This window comes from Falsiruegeria sp. JB4-1 (assembly GCF_055693495.1).
In genome coordinates this window covers 1,873,764-1,887,202 of the sequence record NZ_JBVFTZ010000001.1, presented here as the reverse complement: position 1 = coordinate 1,887,202, position 13,439 = coordinate 1,873,764, and the positions used below count along the sequence as shown (strand labels likewise).

Sequence of the window (13,439 nt, the reverse complement as noted above, 5' to 3'; positions counted from 1 at the left end):
CTGACACTGTAAAAGTTGCTAAATTCACGTCCGCAGCTCTGCGCAGTTACATGTATTTTCTATGCCTCTTTGCTTTTTGGCGCGACTTCTCGTATCGATTCGCCATGCGGTTTCTGACCAACATCCTACGCCCAAACTATGCGCAAAAGCTCTCGCTGCTGGCGACGCTGCCGTTGGTTTGCGCCGTGGCGGCCATTGCCGCGCTGGTCGCCTATCAAAGCCGCGCCTTGGCCGAACGCGAGATAGACGCGTTGGAACAACAGCTTCTCGAGGCCAAGAAAGCCGAACTGCGCAACTACGTGACCCAAGCCCGCAACGGGTTCTATTACATCTACGGCTCAGCGCAGCCCGACGACCAACAGGCCAAGGATCAGGTCACGCAGATCCTGTCGGCGATGATCTATGGCACCGACGGGTTCTTTTTTGTCTACGAATATGACGGAACCAATATCGTCAGCCCCCGCCAGACCGAGATGATCAATGAAAACTGGGCCGGTTTGACAGACAGCGCCAGCACGCCGGTGGTGGACGAATTGATCCGATTGGCGCGACAGGGCGCAGGCTGGCACACATTTATGTGGCCCAAGCCATCCACCGGGGAAGAAGCGCAGATGGTCGCCTATGTCACCGGCTTTCAAAGCTGGCGTTGGGCCGTTGGAACGGGAGTGTTCATCGACGACGTCCTAGCGTCGGTCGCCGCAGCCCGGGCCGAGGTTGAGGCGCGTGTGCAGCGCACATTTGTTTATATCGGCGCGATCACACTGGGCGCCCTGCTGACCGTGTTCCTGTCCGGTATGATGCTGAACATCCGCGAACGCCGCCTGGCAGACGCCAAACTCAAGGAACTGACCCAGCGGGTGTTCGACGCGCAAGAAGAAGAACGCGGTCGCGTGGCCCGCGAGCTTCACGACGGTATCAGCCAGATGCTGGTGGGCATCCGCTACGCGCTTGACAACACCCGCCGCCGATTGGCACGGGGCGATCATGACGGGGCGGCCGCGCCGTTGGACAAGGGGCTGGACACACTTGGGACAGCAATCACCGAGGTGCGCCGCATCAGCCGCGATCTGCGTCCCGGTGTGCTGGACGATCTGGGTCTTGGCCCGGCGCTCAAGGCGCTGACGGATGATTTCAGCGAGCGAACGGGGATCGAGACCGAGTTTACCACGGTGGTCTTCCGCAACCGCCTGGACCAGGACGCCAAGATCGCACTCTATCGTATTGCACAAGAGGCGCTGACAAACATCGAACGCCATTCCGAGGCCACCCATGTCACCATGGACCTGCGCGGCCACAAGAAAGGCGCCACCATGCGGATCACCGACAATGGGCGCGGCATCCGCTCGGGTCCCGATCACGTGAGTTCTGGCCTTGGCCTGCGCAACATGCAGGAACGAGATCGAGCAGCTTGACGGCACCCTGCGCATTCTGTCATCACGCGGCGCGCAAAGCGGAACGGTTATCGAGGTGCATCTGCCTCTCTCGCATCTGTTGCCGCCACAGGACGAAACCGCGCCCAAGGAGATGACGTCATGACACATGAACCGGTTCGCGTGCTGATCGTCGACGATCACCCGATGGTCGCCGAAGGGATCCAGTCGATCCTGGAAAGTTATGACGATATCGAAGTTGTCGGCACGCTCGGCAATGGACAAGAAGCGGTTGACCAAACCGGCACCCTGAAGCCGGACGTGATCTTGATGGATCTGAACATGCCTAACCTGGGCGGGCTGTCCGCGACCGAGATTTTGCTGGAACGTGCCCCCGATACCCGCATCCTGATCCTTTCGATGCACGATAGCCCCGAATACATCTCCACCGCGCTCAGCCACGGAGCCATGGGATACGTGCTTAAGGATGTGCCCACAGACGAGATCAAACAAGCCATTGATACCGTAATGCAAGGCGAACGCTATCTTTGTACCGGGGCCAAAGGATCGCTGGAACCCAAGGTTGGTACGACGCGCGAAGCGCTGACCGGGCGCGAACAAACCATCTTGCTGCAGTTGGCGCAGGGCAAATCAAACAAAGAAGTGGCCATTGCGCTGGATATCTCGGTCCGCACGGTAGAAACGCACCGCAAGAACATCAAACGCAAGCTGGGCATCTCCTCTACCGCTGGCCTGACCCGCTACGCGATGGAACACGGGATGCTTCAAGGCACCGGCGCGCCTCTCTAGACGCGACGCCGCGCAGCACAAGGGGCAACGCCCCGCAGGGCTGCTGCGCCCAACCGGTTGCAGAGCATCTATGATGCACGTGAACCGGGCGGGAGCGTTTCCGGATTAGTCCAACAGCAGATCTGATCGACGCCCTTCGCGGTCATGATGGTGCTGCAACACACGACCATAAAGCTGCTTGGTACGCTCTACACCACCGCACATGCCTTCGGTCTCGACAAAGGAAAAAATCCCAACATATCGAGTCCGCGTGCCTTTGACGGCCGCCACGCGGTGCAAGGAATAGCGCCCCTTGAAAATTTGCAGATCGCCCGGCTGCAATTCCAACTGACGCACGTTGCTCATGTCGCCTTCCAGTATTCGGGCAACCCCGTCGAAATTCTCGTCCTCGCCTGTGCGCAATCCAGGCACATATTCAAACTGGCCACCGGTCTCGCCGTTCTGGATCGCAAGCGTCACCGTGAAATTGTTGGTGTCGAAATGCCAGGGGAACCCCTGCCCCTCTTCCACCACGTTGATGATCACATCCGCCAGCGGGTCGTCATAGCGAAAAAACCGATCCTCTGGTTCATTCAACGCCGCACGAATGAACGGCATGAACCCTGGATGCTCATAGATCCGCCGTAACGGACCCTTGGCCGGGAAGTTATCGGCTGGCACAAATGCGTTCGAGCGCTCAAAGAACTGCCGGATCGGGTGCGAGCGCCGCAGCTTGGGGTCGTCCTGGCTGAAATACGCGTTAGTGCGACCAAACGAGCGATGCGCACAAGGTGCTACTTTGTCCGCCTCCCTCACCAGCTCCGTGATCCCGGTGTCATGCACAAACCCCGGAAGCACAGCACACCCATCTGTATCCAGCTCGCGTCGCAAATCCATGATCATGCGTTCAAAGGCGGCGCTGTCGGGGCGGTCGATTGGATAGCGACCCAAATCCACAAGATCTTGTATTTCCATCGCTCACCTCCTGAAAACTTCTCATTGCTTTCAGACTGCCACTCCAAAGTTGGCTGATCTGGCACATTTTGGACAAGGCGATGACGGTTTCAGACCTCAGATATCCCCGTCAAACAGGTGCAACGCAGGGTCACTTCGCGGATATTTCGTCGCACCCGTGGGTTTGCGCAAGAAAATGTCGCAAAAAACACCCCACCGGGTCATAAATTCCATCACATTGCCTGTTGACGACCCCGCGCGCCGCTCATAATGTCGCCTCCAAGCTAAAAGGAGCCGCTGGCAATGAACTCGCTAGTCGTAATCGTAGGAACAACGCGCATGGGCCGGTGACGGTAGACCACAATCAGACCCATGCGCCTCCGAAAGTTCGGGGGCTTTTTTTATGCAAACAGGACGCATGTCGCCAATGGAGCAAAGCAGATGACACGTGAAATGACCGGCGCAAAAATGGTGGTTCAAGCCCTTAAGGATCAGGGCGTCGACACCGTCTTTGGATATCCAGGCGGCGCTGTTCTGCCGATATATGATGAAATTTTCCTGCAAAATGACATCCGCCACATCCTGGTCCGCCACGAACAGGGCGCGGTGCATGCCGCAGAAGGATATGCGCGCTCAACCGGTAAACCCGGCGTTGCGCTGGTGACATCCGGCCCTGGGGCTACCAACGCGGTGACCGGCCTGACGGATGCGTTGCTGGATTCGATCCCGATCGTGGTTCTGACCGGTCAGGTGCCAACCTTCATGATCGGCTCGGACGCCTTTCAAGAGGCCGACACGGTGGGCATCACCCGCCCCTGCACCAAACACAACTGGCTGGTGAAAGAAACGGACAAGCTCGCTGAAACCCTGCACGAGGCGTTCCACGTCGCAACCGCAGGCCGCCCAGGCCCGGTGCTGATCGACATCCCAAAGGATGTTCAGTTTGCCAATGGTGAATACCAACCGCCCAAACCCTCTGCTTCACATTATCAGCCTGTTGTAAAAGGCGACATGGAAGAGATTACCGAGTTGGTTGCCGCAATCGAAACTGCCAAAAAGCCGGTTTTCTACACCGGCGGTGGCGTGATCAATTCCGGCCCGGCGGCCAGCCAGCTGCTCCGCGAGTTGGTGGACGCCACGGGTTTCCCGATCACCTCAACCCTGATGGGTCTTGGCGCTTATCCCGCATCGGGTGACAACTGGATCGGGATGCTGGGCATGCACGGTCTTTATGAGGCCAATATGGCGATGCACGACTGCGACCTGATGATCAACATCGGTGCCCGTTTTGACGACCGCATCACCGGCCGCATCGACGCCTTTAGCCCGAACTCGACCAAGGCGCATATCGACATCGACCCCTCATCGATCAACAAGGTGATCCGCGTTGATATCCCGATTGTTGGTGACGTGGCCCATGTGCTCGAAGACATCCTGAAGGTCTGGAAATCGCGTGGGCGCAAGACTGATACCGCAAATGTAGCCCAGTGGCAGGCGCAGATCAGCGACTGGCGCAAGGTCAACTGCCTGGCTTTCACGCAAGAAGGCAAGACAATCAAACCGCAGCAAGCGCTTGTGCGCCTTGAAGAGTTGACCAAGAACCACGACCGCTACATCACGACCGAGGTGGGTCAGCACCAGATGTGGGCGGCGCAATACCTGGGATTCGAAGATCCCAACCGCTGGATGACCTCCGGCGGTCTGGGCACCATGGGCTATGGCTTTCCCGCCTCCATCGGTGTGCAGATGGCGCACCCTGAATCGCTGGTGATCAACGTCGCCGGTGAGGCATCCTGGCTGATGAATATGCAGGAAATGGGCACCGCTGCCCAATATCGCCTGCCCGTGAAACAGTTCATCCTGAACAATGAACGTTTGGGCATGGTCCGCCAGTGGCAGGAATTGCTGCATGGCGAGCGCTACTCACACAGCTGGTCCGAAGCGCTGCCCGACTTCGTCAAGCTCGCCGAGGCCTTTGGTGCCAAAGGTATCCTGTGTTCCGACCCGGCAGACCTTGACGATGCGATCATGGAGATGATCAACCACGATGGCCCGGTGATTTTTGACTGCCTCGTCGAAAAGCACGAGAACTGCTTCCCGATGATCCCATCGGGCAAGGCACACAACGAAATGCTGCTTGGCGAAGCCGAGACGCAGGGCGTGATCGATTCAAAGGGTTCGGTGCTGGTTTAACCCGCATCGCCTGTCTTACAGAATTCGGCGCAAACCAAAGCCAACTGCGCCAACGACTTTAGGAAAGGGACTTAAATGTCTGCCCTACATATCAAAAAAGGCGCTCAGCGTCATTCAGCATACAACCTACGTCCGAATTTTTCAGATGTTCAGGAACGTCACACCATTGCAGTTCTGGTGGAAAACGAACCCGGTGTTTTGGCCCGCGTGATCGGCCTGTTTTCGGGACGAGGGTACAATATCGAAAGCCTGACAGTGGCAGAGGTGGATCACACCGGTCACCTCAGCCGGATTACGATCGTTACGACGGGCACCCCCAGGTCATCGAACAGATCAAAGCTCAATTGGGCCGGATTGTTTCAGTTCACGACGTTCACGACTTGACCGTCGAAGGACCCGCGGTTGAGCGGGAACTTGCAATTCTCAAAGTCGTTGGAGATGGCGAGAAGCGCGTCGAAGCTTTGCGTCTGGCCGATATCTTTCGTGCCAATGTCGTCGACAGCACGCTGAACTCCTTCGTGTTCGAAATCACTGGCGCACCGGACAAAATCGACGCGTTTGCGGATTTGATGCGTCCGCTAGGTTTGTCCGAAATCGCAAGAACCGGTGTCGCCGCATTGCTGCGCGGCGACTGATTATTGAACGATCAAAGCCTGCCGCTTAAGCGCGGCAGGCCTTTTCCTGCACGACAGCAGTATCAGAAAGACGACCCGACGAGCTGAATGGAATGATTTCTGCCGTCAGCGGTGCATTATCAGTTCTCGCCGGACTGTCTGGGCTGGCAATTTCCTGCTCGTCAAGCATCTCTTCTCTGGCCTCGATCAACATGGTCGGCAGAGATCGGCACGCCCCGCCTTCAATCAACCTTGGATTGCGAGCCAGTCTCTGTTGACGTTTCACGTCAAGATCAAATTGAACCCAATCCCCCGCTTCAAGAGCGATTTCCTGTGTCTCATCCGTATGGCGGTAGAATGCAAGGTCCCCTTGATCCTCGCACCAAATGACCGCTTTGCGATCATTTTGATCGCTCCAAAGAACTACACCAAACATATTCCGTTCCATTCTTTTGTTTTCTCAAGATTGGGACAATTTGTGTGCCACAAACATGCTTATTTAAGCGTCTCGCTCTTGCATTTTGTGTCCACCTGAGTAGCCTTGTGACGCATTTACGCGTCTCCACTGACGCTAAATAGCATCAGTACGGTGATAGTTGGTTAAAAGCGGCGTCCACTCTCCCGCTTTTTTGTTTTCGAACGAAAAATACAATCAGTGCTGGGGCACAAATGACCAAAACCACTCGCACGCTGCAGCGGAATTGCGCAATATGTTTGGGGAAAACTTGCGCTTTCTTGCCCGGCAATACCCGTCAATATCCGAGCTTTCGCGAAGGCTTGGCATAAACAGGACGCAATTTAACCGCTACTTATCCGGGGAGAGCTTTCCGAGACCAGATGTTCTGGAGCGGATCTGCGTCTTTTTTGACGTTGATGCGCGCATCCTACTAGACCCTGTTTTAGACATTCCATCCCAAGGCCAAATTCTGAACGGCCCCGTTCTGGGTGACTTTTTTGGAGCAGGTGTCAACAACCTGCCTGAGGAAACCTTTCCAAACGGTTTTTACAGGTTTTCCCGTCGAAGCTTTGTCAACGACACTCAGTTTATTGTTGGTTTGGTCTTCGTCTTCCGAACGGACAATCAAACCTACATTCGCGGTTACGAAGCCAAGGATGCTATGACGCAGCAAGGCCTTTCAACCGATGCGCGAGCACGAGAGTTCCGTGGCTATGTCACGCGCCAAGAGGACGGTGTCGCCATGGTAATTTCGCGGCGTAAATCGATGACCTGCTCGTTCAACTACCTGTCGCGCATTGCCTCGTTTGAGAACAATTTCTGGGTTGGGTATGTTACGAGAACGGTTCGTGAAAGCGTCACCGGCACACGGGCTGCACGGATGGTCTATGAATATCTGGGAACGGACCGAGCGGCAGTTTTTGAGGCCGCGCGAACCTCAGGGTTTGTAGCCGAAGAAGATCTGATGCCCTTTCACCAGAGGCTACTACAGCCGCAGGACCCGTTTCGATAGGTGCCATAGGCCGACAGCGGTTACACAAGGCACAGTGTAACGTTGTTCATTTTCCAAGCTTAGGGGGATAGCGCAAAAACAGATCTTGTAAATCAACAAGTTCCGTTCCTAACAAGTCGCTCCCCCAAAGCTCTTAATTGCTTATTTTTATTTATAAAAATGTTAAACTGACCCCGGAAATCCTCAAGGCGCGCGCTCTTCTTTGACGAAGAACCAGTTTTTCAAGGCGGACCAAAAAACGCTCAACAAACATCCAACCATTCAATGGCAAGTGCAGGGATCAGAGCCGATGAATCGACACCTATGTCGTTTCTTGCAAATGCGCGTCGCAGATTGATGGGATGACCAGAACGTATCATGCTTAGTGGAACCCAAGTTTAGGGAGCTCGCCATGACCAAAGCCACCACGACACTATCGGATGTAAGACAGCCAATAGAACGCGCCAACGGCCTGCCAAACGCGCACTACACCGATCCCGACATGTTTGCCGAAGAAAATCAGGCTCTGTTGGTAGAAGGCTGGGCGGGTCTTGCAGTTGCCGCGGACGTTGCCGAACTGGGCGATGCGGTGCCGATGACATTCCTTGGCATGCCTCTGCTCTTGGTTCGAGACCGTGATGGTGTGGTTCGGGTTTTCCAAAATATCTGCCGACATCGTGGCATGATTCTTGTAGAAGAACCACGCAAGATCGAAGGCGCCATTCGCTGTCCTTATCACAGTTGGTGCTACTCTACGTCTGGTCGGTTGGTGTCCACGCCACATGTGGGCGGCGCGGGTCACAATACCCATGAGGGAATTGATCGAGCCACTCTAGGACTGATCGAAGTGCGCAGCCACATCTGGATGGATGTGGTTTGGATCAATATTTCAGGCGATGCCCCCGAATTTGAAGACGTTCATAGTGACCTGTTGAACCGCTGGTCTGAGTTCGCACAGCCAATCCATCATGGTGGCCAGGACAGCAAATTTCAGTTGCACGTCAACTGCAATTGGAAACTTGCTGTCGAGAATTATTGTGAAAGCTATCACCTGCCGTGGGTGCATCCCGGACTGAACAGCTATTCGCGACTGGAAGACCACTACCACATCGAAAACCCAGGCAACTTCTCAGGCCAGGGTACGCTGGTTTATCGTCAGTTGAAGACTGAAAATGGAAAGACCTTCTCTGACTTTGAGGGCCTAAGCGAGAAGTGGGATACAGCAGCAGAATATATTGCCGTCTACCCCAACGTACTTCTTGGCGTGCACCGCGATCACAGCTTTGCCATCATACTGGTTCCCGAAGCACAGGACCGAACCGTTGAGCATGTGAACCTGTACTATACGACAGCGGAAACAGATCACGATCTGCGACAGGCGAATGCCGAACAGTGGAAAACAGTCTTCGAAGAAGACATCTTTGTTGTCGAAGGCATGCAAAAAGGTCGTTCCGCACCAGGGTTTGACGGTGGCAGATTCTCTCCTGTCATGGATGGGCCGACGCATGTATTCCACGATTGGGTCGCAGGCAAGATTCAAGACTATCGTGGATTAAAGGCCGCCGAATGACGGAGTTGAATGATCGTCTTCTGGCGGCTCATGCCGCCGGAGACAAAGTTGCACTGGTTGGGCTTTACATCGAAGCAGCTGACGCGGCCTTGGACATGGACGCTACCTGCTTTTTCTGACCCATGCGATGGTGTTTGCATTGGAATTAGGCCTGCCCGAAGCCTCTGATATCCGTGAACGCCTTGTGCGCGCAGGGCGGGAAACGAACTGAGACGTTCCAGCCCATCGTCGACATTCCTGATGGAAAACCACCCTTTCCGTTGGGCAGGCAAGGACGCCGTTTACGCGAAACGATCCGCTGTCACCTGATCGTACAAGTGCCAGCTTGCATGCCCAAGCCATGGAAGAACCAAGAACAGCCCCAAGAAGCCTGGCAACAACGCTGCAAAAGTCACAGCCGCAATAAAGAATGCCCATCCCAACATCACCAAGAAATTGGTTCTTACATAGGCAAAGCTGGCGATCATCGCTGTCACAAAATCCAACTCGCGATCCAGAAGCATCGGTATAGCCAGCACTGTGATCATATAAAGCAAAAGCGCAAACAGTGCCCCTACAACTGATCCCATAGCCAACATCATCAGGCCATTCATGGTCAGGAAAACCTCAAAAGACGAAGAAATATTGGTCATCGTGGACAAGCCCAGAAACAAAGCGAAAATCATGTGCCCCAGGAAGAACCAGAACAAAAATACCACGACAATGATGGCACATATCGAAGGCAACTGACGGCGGCTTTGCTGAATGACAACGCCCAAAATCGCTTTAAACTCTGGCGATTGCCCAAGTTTCAGGCGGTGGGATACTTCATACAACCCCACTGCAGCAAAGGGCCCGACAAGCGGGAACCCGATGGCTGCCAAAACCAGCCAAAAGGTCGTGCCGGTGTTGACGGTGATCCAGTACATGGCCCAACCCGCCAGCACGTAAACACCTGAAAAAAGAGGCCATAAAGCGGAGCTTTTCTGAAATCCGCCCATCCCAACTTGAGCGATTCTGTTAACATCTGACCAGTTGCAGGGCGCATTGGTGGAACGCCAAAGGGTTTAGTCACTGTCTCTGCTCCTATGCCTTTTTTGTATACGCCGGTCTTTTTTGCGGCCATTGGGTCGCCGCATGATACGCCGCACCAAGGGACAAAAGTCCGGCGTCACCTCCGCGTGGCCCAATCATCTGCAGCCCCATCGGTACACCAGCCTCGCCAAATCCGGCAGGCGTTGCCAACGCAGGCAAACCAATCAGACTGACCGGAACCGTCACCTGCATCCAGCGATGATAGGTGTCCATCTCATGTCCATCAATTTCAGTGGGGTACGGTTTTTCAGCATCAAACGGCCAAACCTGCACGGACGGCAAAACAAGCACGTCGTAGGTTTCAAACAGCTCTGCGGCCCGCCGGAACCAATCAGAACGGATTGCACCGGCTTTTTGTATCGCCTGCCCCGACAAAGCACGACCCCGTTCGATTTCCCAGATGGCCGTGTCTTTTAGATCGGCTTTGATGTCATAAAGCCCTCCCAACGACCCCGACACCGCCCAGGACCGAAGATCGATCCAACTGGACCACATGTCTTCAGCGTCAAAAGGTGGTGCAATTGTCTCGACCTCGCATCCCAAGTCGCTCAGAATATCCAAAGCAGCTTCACACTGCGTCAGGATACCTTGCTCCATCGGCATAGCGCCGCCCCAGTCGGACAACCATCCGACGCGCAAACCACGGGGATCGCAAGCCTGAACCGGCGAAACATCTGGACAGGTCTGCCCATGCGGATGCCTTGGGTCGGGTCCCGACAAAACATCCAGCAACAGCCCGATATCCTCGGGACTACGAGCCATCGGGCCAAGCGTGGATAGCTGATGCAGGAACATCTCTCCGTCCGGCTCCGAGGGAACGCGTCCCCAACTGGGCCGAAGCCCATAGACGTTGTTCCACGCAGCCGGATTGCGAAGTGATCCCATCATGTCGGAGCCATCGGCCAAGGCCAGCATCCCGGTCGCCAGGGCCACAGCCGCGCCGCCAGAAGATCCGCCACAGCTTCGACTTACATCATAGGGGTTGCGGGTCGCGCCATAGACCGGATTGAAGGTATGTGAACCCAAGCCAAACTCGGGCGTGTTGGTCTTGCCGATCAAGATAGCGCCCGCCGCACGCAAACGCCTGGCCAGTTCATCATCCCTCTCCGGTACAAAATCCTTTAGCGAGGGTGACCCGCTGGTCGAGACGATGCCCGCCACATTCACCAAATCCTTGATCGCGATCGGCAACCCATGCAGTGGTCCACGATCCTCAGCCTGATCGGCGGCCGCCGCCTCCTGCATCAGAACCTCGACGTCGCGCATGGCCACGATGGCATTGACTTGCCCATTGACTGCAGCGATCCGGTCCAATGTGGCCTGCATCAACTCGACAGCACTCAAACGCCCTGCTGCCATATCAGTCATCAGCCCTCTCGCTGAAACCTGGCTCAAATCCATTCCGCTCCCCCTGCTCTCCCGCTGTCCGGTCAGCCTAGCCTTGCAGAATTTCCATTAAAACCCACTGTTTGAATGAATCTATTATTGGGGCCGCCAACGCGGCCTCGGTCCTGCTTCTTCTTGTTGAAAATACGGCGGAGGAGTCGCCAAAGGCGGCGGGGGCAGCGCCCCCCAGAACGCTCAGTCTTCGCCTTGCGCCTCGGCCCGCGACTTGCCCGAGACATCCATCGCCAAAGTCGCAGCCATGAAGCCGTCCAGATCACCATCCAGCACACCCTTGGTGTCCGAGGTCTCGTGGTTGGTGCGCAGGTCCTTGACCATCTGATAGGGTTGCAGAACATAAGAGCGGATCTGGTTGCCCCACCCTGCATCGCCTTTGGCCTCATGCGCGGCATTGATGTCGGCGTTCCGGCGGTCCAGCTCCATCTGGTATAGCCGCGATTTCAGCGCCTTCATGGCAATGTCGCGGTTCTGGTGCTGCGACTTTTCCGAACTGGTCACGACAATGCCTGTCGGGTTGTGCGTAATACGCACGGCCGAGTCTGTGGTGTTGACGTGCTGACCACCGGCACCGGACGACCGGTAAGTATCGATACGGATGTCGGCGGGGTTCACTTCGATCTCGATGTTGTCATCAACCACCGGATAGACCCAGACCGAGCTGAACGACGTGTGGCGCTTGGCGGCGCTGTCAAAGGGCGAAATCCGCACCAGACGGTGCACACCGCTTTCGGACTTCAGCCAACCATAGGCGTTGTGCCCGGAAATTTTGTAAGCAGCCGATTTGATGCCAGCCTCTTCGCCTGCACTCTCGGACTGAAGTTCAACCTTATAGCCCTTTTTCTCGGCCCAACGGACATACATCCGCGCCAGCATCGAGGCCCAGTCACAGCTTTCGGTGCCGCCTGCCCCGGAGTTGATCTCAAGGAAGGTGTCGTTGCTGTCAGCTTCGCCATCCAGCAGCGCTTCAAGCTCCTTTTCAGCAGCCTTTTCACGTAAAGTGGCCAGTGCCTCTTCGGCGTCTTTGACCACCTCTTCGTCTTCTTCCATCTCACCAAGTTCGATGAGCTCGATGTTGTCACTCAGATCGGTCTTGATCGAGTTGAACGTGTCCATCGCATCGACCAGAGATTGGCGCTCGCGCATCAGTTTCTGCGCCGCTTCGGGGTCGTCCCACAAGTTTGGGTCCTCGACACGGGCGTTGAATTCTTCCAACCGGTAGGCGGCCGTTTCGTGATCCATCCGCTGAGCCAACAGCTCCGGGGATTTCTCGATCTCGGTCACGATATTCTGGGTTTCGGCGCGCATGGTCGGGTCTCGATTTGCTTGGTCAGACCTGCGTGATACCAAGAGCCGGGACGCTCCACAAGGTGACTGAGGAGGGAATGCATCACAGGCTAAGAGAGGCGCTGAAACAGCTTGCCCTGCACAATCCGGAACCACTGGCCGAGACCACAGGAGCCGCCCTGTAGCGGCTTCGGCAAGAAGATGGCACGGGGGTTGGTCTTAAAGCTGCACAAGCGCGTGCTTCATCGTCTGGCGCCCAGGTGGTTCGGTATCAACGACCCCAAGGCTGACCTTCTTGCAATTTTGCAAGCCAGCGCCCGATCACATTAGCATTCAACGGATGCGATCACTCTGATTTCCACCAAGGCACCCTTGCGTCGCAACCCGGCAACCTCAACTGCTGTCCAGGCCGGATACGGTGGATTTAGCAATTCAAGACGAATACTGTCGAACTGATCAAAATGAGCTTCCATGCCGACGTGATAGGTGGTCATCTCGACAATTGCGTCCAGGGTCAGATCGGCCTCGCTCAGAACTCCGGCGATCTTTGCAAAGGCATTGCGGAACTGGACCTCAGGATCGACCGGCATCGTGCCATCGGCCGAGCTCCCGGTCATACCAGTCAGGAACGCGTGTCCGCCTGAGAAAATTCCTGGCGAAATTGCCAGCTGTCCAGGCCGGTTCAACAATTCGCGTGGGATCAGAGGTGTTTTGGCCACCATCACCCTTTCACATTGCG

General features: G+C 55.8%; 10 protein-coding genes and 3 pseudogenes. 7 read left to right on the top strand and 6 right to left on the bottom strand.

Translation table 11 applies throughout. The features are described 5' to 3' along the window. The first annotated feature begins 104 nt into the window (after positions 1 to 104). Both ACZ1HE_RS09675 and ACZ1HE_RS09670 read left to right on the top strand, forming a co-directional pair. Positions 105 to 1,536: pseudogene (locus ACZ1HE_RS09675) on the top strand (cache domain-containing protein). Beyond that, on the top strand, positions 1,533 to 2,180 hold the full coding sequence (locus ACZ1HE_RS09670; protein ID WP_472620565.1) for a response regulator transcription factor: 648 nt from the start codon (positions 1,533 to 1,535) through the stop codon (positions 2,178 to 2,180). Before ACZ1HE_RS09675 ends, ACZ1HE_RS09670 begins: the two are co-directional and overlap by 4 nt. 105 nt (positions 2,181 to 2,285) lie before the next feature. Here the strand turns inward: ACZ1HE_RS09670 and ACZ1HE_RS09665 are convergent, their stop codons facing one another. Further along, positions 2,286 to 3,134 (bottom strand): HalD/BesD family halogenase, encoded by an 849-nt coding sequence (locus tag ACZ1HE_RS09665; protein ID WP_472620564.1) that lies wholly within the window; start codon positions 3,132 to 3,134, stop codon positions 2,286 to 2,288. A 420-nt stretch (positions 3,135 to 3,554) separates the two neighbouring features. Between ACZ1HE_RS09665 and ACZ1HE_RS09660 the strand changes: the two genes are divergently transcribed. Both ACZ1HE_RS09660 and ilvN read left to right on the top strand, forming a co-directional pair. Continuing rightward, positions 3,555 to 5,306, top strand: coding sequence for an acetolactate synthase 3 large subunit (locus ACZ1HE_RS09660; RefSeq protein ID WP_472620563.1), 1,752 nt, complete (start codon positions 3,555 to 3,557; stop codon positions 5,304 to 5,306). 75 nt (positions 5,307 to 5,381) lie between these two features. Continuing rightward, positions 5,382 to 5,941, top strand: a pseudogene (ilvN, locus tag ACZ1HE_RS09655) (acetolactate synthase small subunit). 25 nt (positions 5,942 to 5,966) lie between these two features. Here ilvN and ACZ1HE_RS09650 read toward each other — a convergent pair. Continuing rightward, complete coding sequence (locus tag ACZ1HE_RS09650; protein WP_472620562.1) at positions 5,967 to 6,368, bottom strand: hypothetical protein; 402 nt, start codon at positions 6,366 to 6,368, stop codon at positions 5,967 to 5,969. Positions 6,369 to 6,630: 262 nt separating this feature from the next. On the opposite strand from ACZ1HE_RS09650, the gene ACZ1HE_RS09645 reads away from it, so the two are divergent. From ACZ1HE_RS09645 to ACZ1HE_RS09635, 3 genes are all read left to right on the top strand, one after another. Next, positions 6,631 to 7,389 (top strand): helix-turn-helix domain-containing protein, encoded by a 759-nt coding sequence (locus ACZ1HE_RS09645; protein WP_472620561.1) that lies wholly within the window; start codon positions 6,631 to 6,633, stop codon positions 7,387 to 7,389. Positions 7,390 to 7,780: 391 nt separating this feature from the next. Continuing rightward, positions 7,781 to 8,938: an aromatic ring-hydroxylating oxygenase subunit alpha gene (locus tag ACZ1HE_RS09640; protein WP_472620560.1), complete on the top strand. Its 1,158-nt coding sequence runs from the start codon at positions 7,781 to 7,783 to the stop codon at positions 8,936 to 8,938. Beyond that, entirely contained in the window at positions 8,935 to 9,057 is a 123-nt protein-coding gene (locus tag ACZ1HE_RS09635) for a hypothetical protein (protein WP_472620559.1), read from the top strand. The genes ACZ1HE_RS09640 and ACZ1HE_RS09635 overlap by 4 nt, the downstream gene beginning before the upstream one ends. A 162-nt stretch (positions 9,058 to 9,219) precedes the next feature. Here ACZ1HE_RS09635 and ACZ1HE_RS09630 read toward each other — a convergent pair. The 4 genes and pseudogenes from ACZ1HE_RS09630 to ACZ1HE_RS09615 form a co-directional block, all read right to left on the bottom strand. Continuing rightward, positions 9,220 to 9,965, bottom strand: a pseudogene (locus ACZ1HE_RS09630) (DUF2189 domain-containing protein). Between the two features lie 38 nt (positions 9,966 to 10,003). Beyond that, positions 10,004 to 11,413, bottom strand: coding sequence for an amidase (locus ACZ1HE_RS09625; protein WP_472620558.1), 1,410 nt, complete (start codon positions 11,411 to 11,413; stop codon positions 10,004 to 10,006). A 180-nt stretch (positions 11,414 to 11,593) separates the two neighbouring features. Continuing rightward, on the bottom strand, positions 11,594 to 12,721 hold the full coding sequence (prfB, locus tag ACZ1HE_RS09620) for a peptide chain release factor 2 (RefSeq protein ID WP_472620557.1): 1,128 nt from the start codon (positions 12,719 to 12,721) through the stop codon (positions 11,594 to 11,596). A 305-nt stretch (positions 12,722 to 13,026) separates the two neighbouring features. Further along, positions 13,027 to 13,422 carry a RidA family protein gene (locus tag ACZ1HE_RS09615; protein WP_472620556.1) on the bottom strand — a complete coding sequence of 132 codons (396 nt, stop codon included), beginning with the start codon at positions 13,420 to 13,422 and terminating at the stop codon, positions 13,027 to 13,029. Positions 13,423 to 13,439: the final 17 nt, after the last annotated feature.

Coding starts and splice junctions, on each gene's coding strand:
- ACZ1HE_RS09670 (WP_472620565.1), top strand. CDS start 1,533: ATGACACATGAACCGGTTCGCGTGCTGATCGTCGACGATCACCCGATG.
- ACZ1HE_RS09665 (WP_472620564.1), bottom strand. CDS start 3,134: ATGGAAATACAAGATCTTGTGGATTTGGGTCGCTATCCAATCGACCGC.
- ACZ1HE_RS09660 (WP_472620563.1), top strand. CDS start 3,555: ATGACACGTGAAATGACCGGCGCAAAAATGGTGGTTCAAGCCCTTAAG.
- ACZ1HE_RS09650 (WP_472620562.1), bottom strand. CDS start 6,368: ATGGAACGGAATATGTTTGGTGTAGTTCTTTGGAGCGATCAAAATGAT.
- ACZ1HE_RS09645 (WP_472620561.1), top strand. CDS start 6,631: ATGTTTGGGGAAAACTTGCGCTTTCTTGCCCGGCAATACCCGTCAATA.
- ACZ1HE_RS09640 (WP_472620560.1), top strand. CDS start 7,781: ATGACCAAAGCCACCACGACACTATCGGATGTAAGACAGCCAATAGAA.
- ACZ1HE_RS09635 (WP_472620559.1), top strand. CDS start 8,935: ATGACGGAGTTGAATGATCGTCTTCTGGCGGCTCATGCCGCCGGAGAC.
- ACZ1HE_RS09625 (WP_472620558.1), bottom strand. CDS start 11,413: ATGGATTTGAGCCAGGTTTCAGCGAGAGGGCTGATGACTGATATGGCA.
- prfB (WP_472620557.1), bottom strand. CDS start 12,721: ATGCGCGCCGAAACCCAGAATATCGTGACCGAGATCGAGAAATCCCCG.
- ACZ1HE_RS09615 (WP_472620556.1), bottom strand. CDS start 13,422: ATGGTGGCCAAAACACCTCTGATCCCACGCGAATTGTTGAACCGGCCT.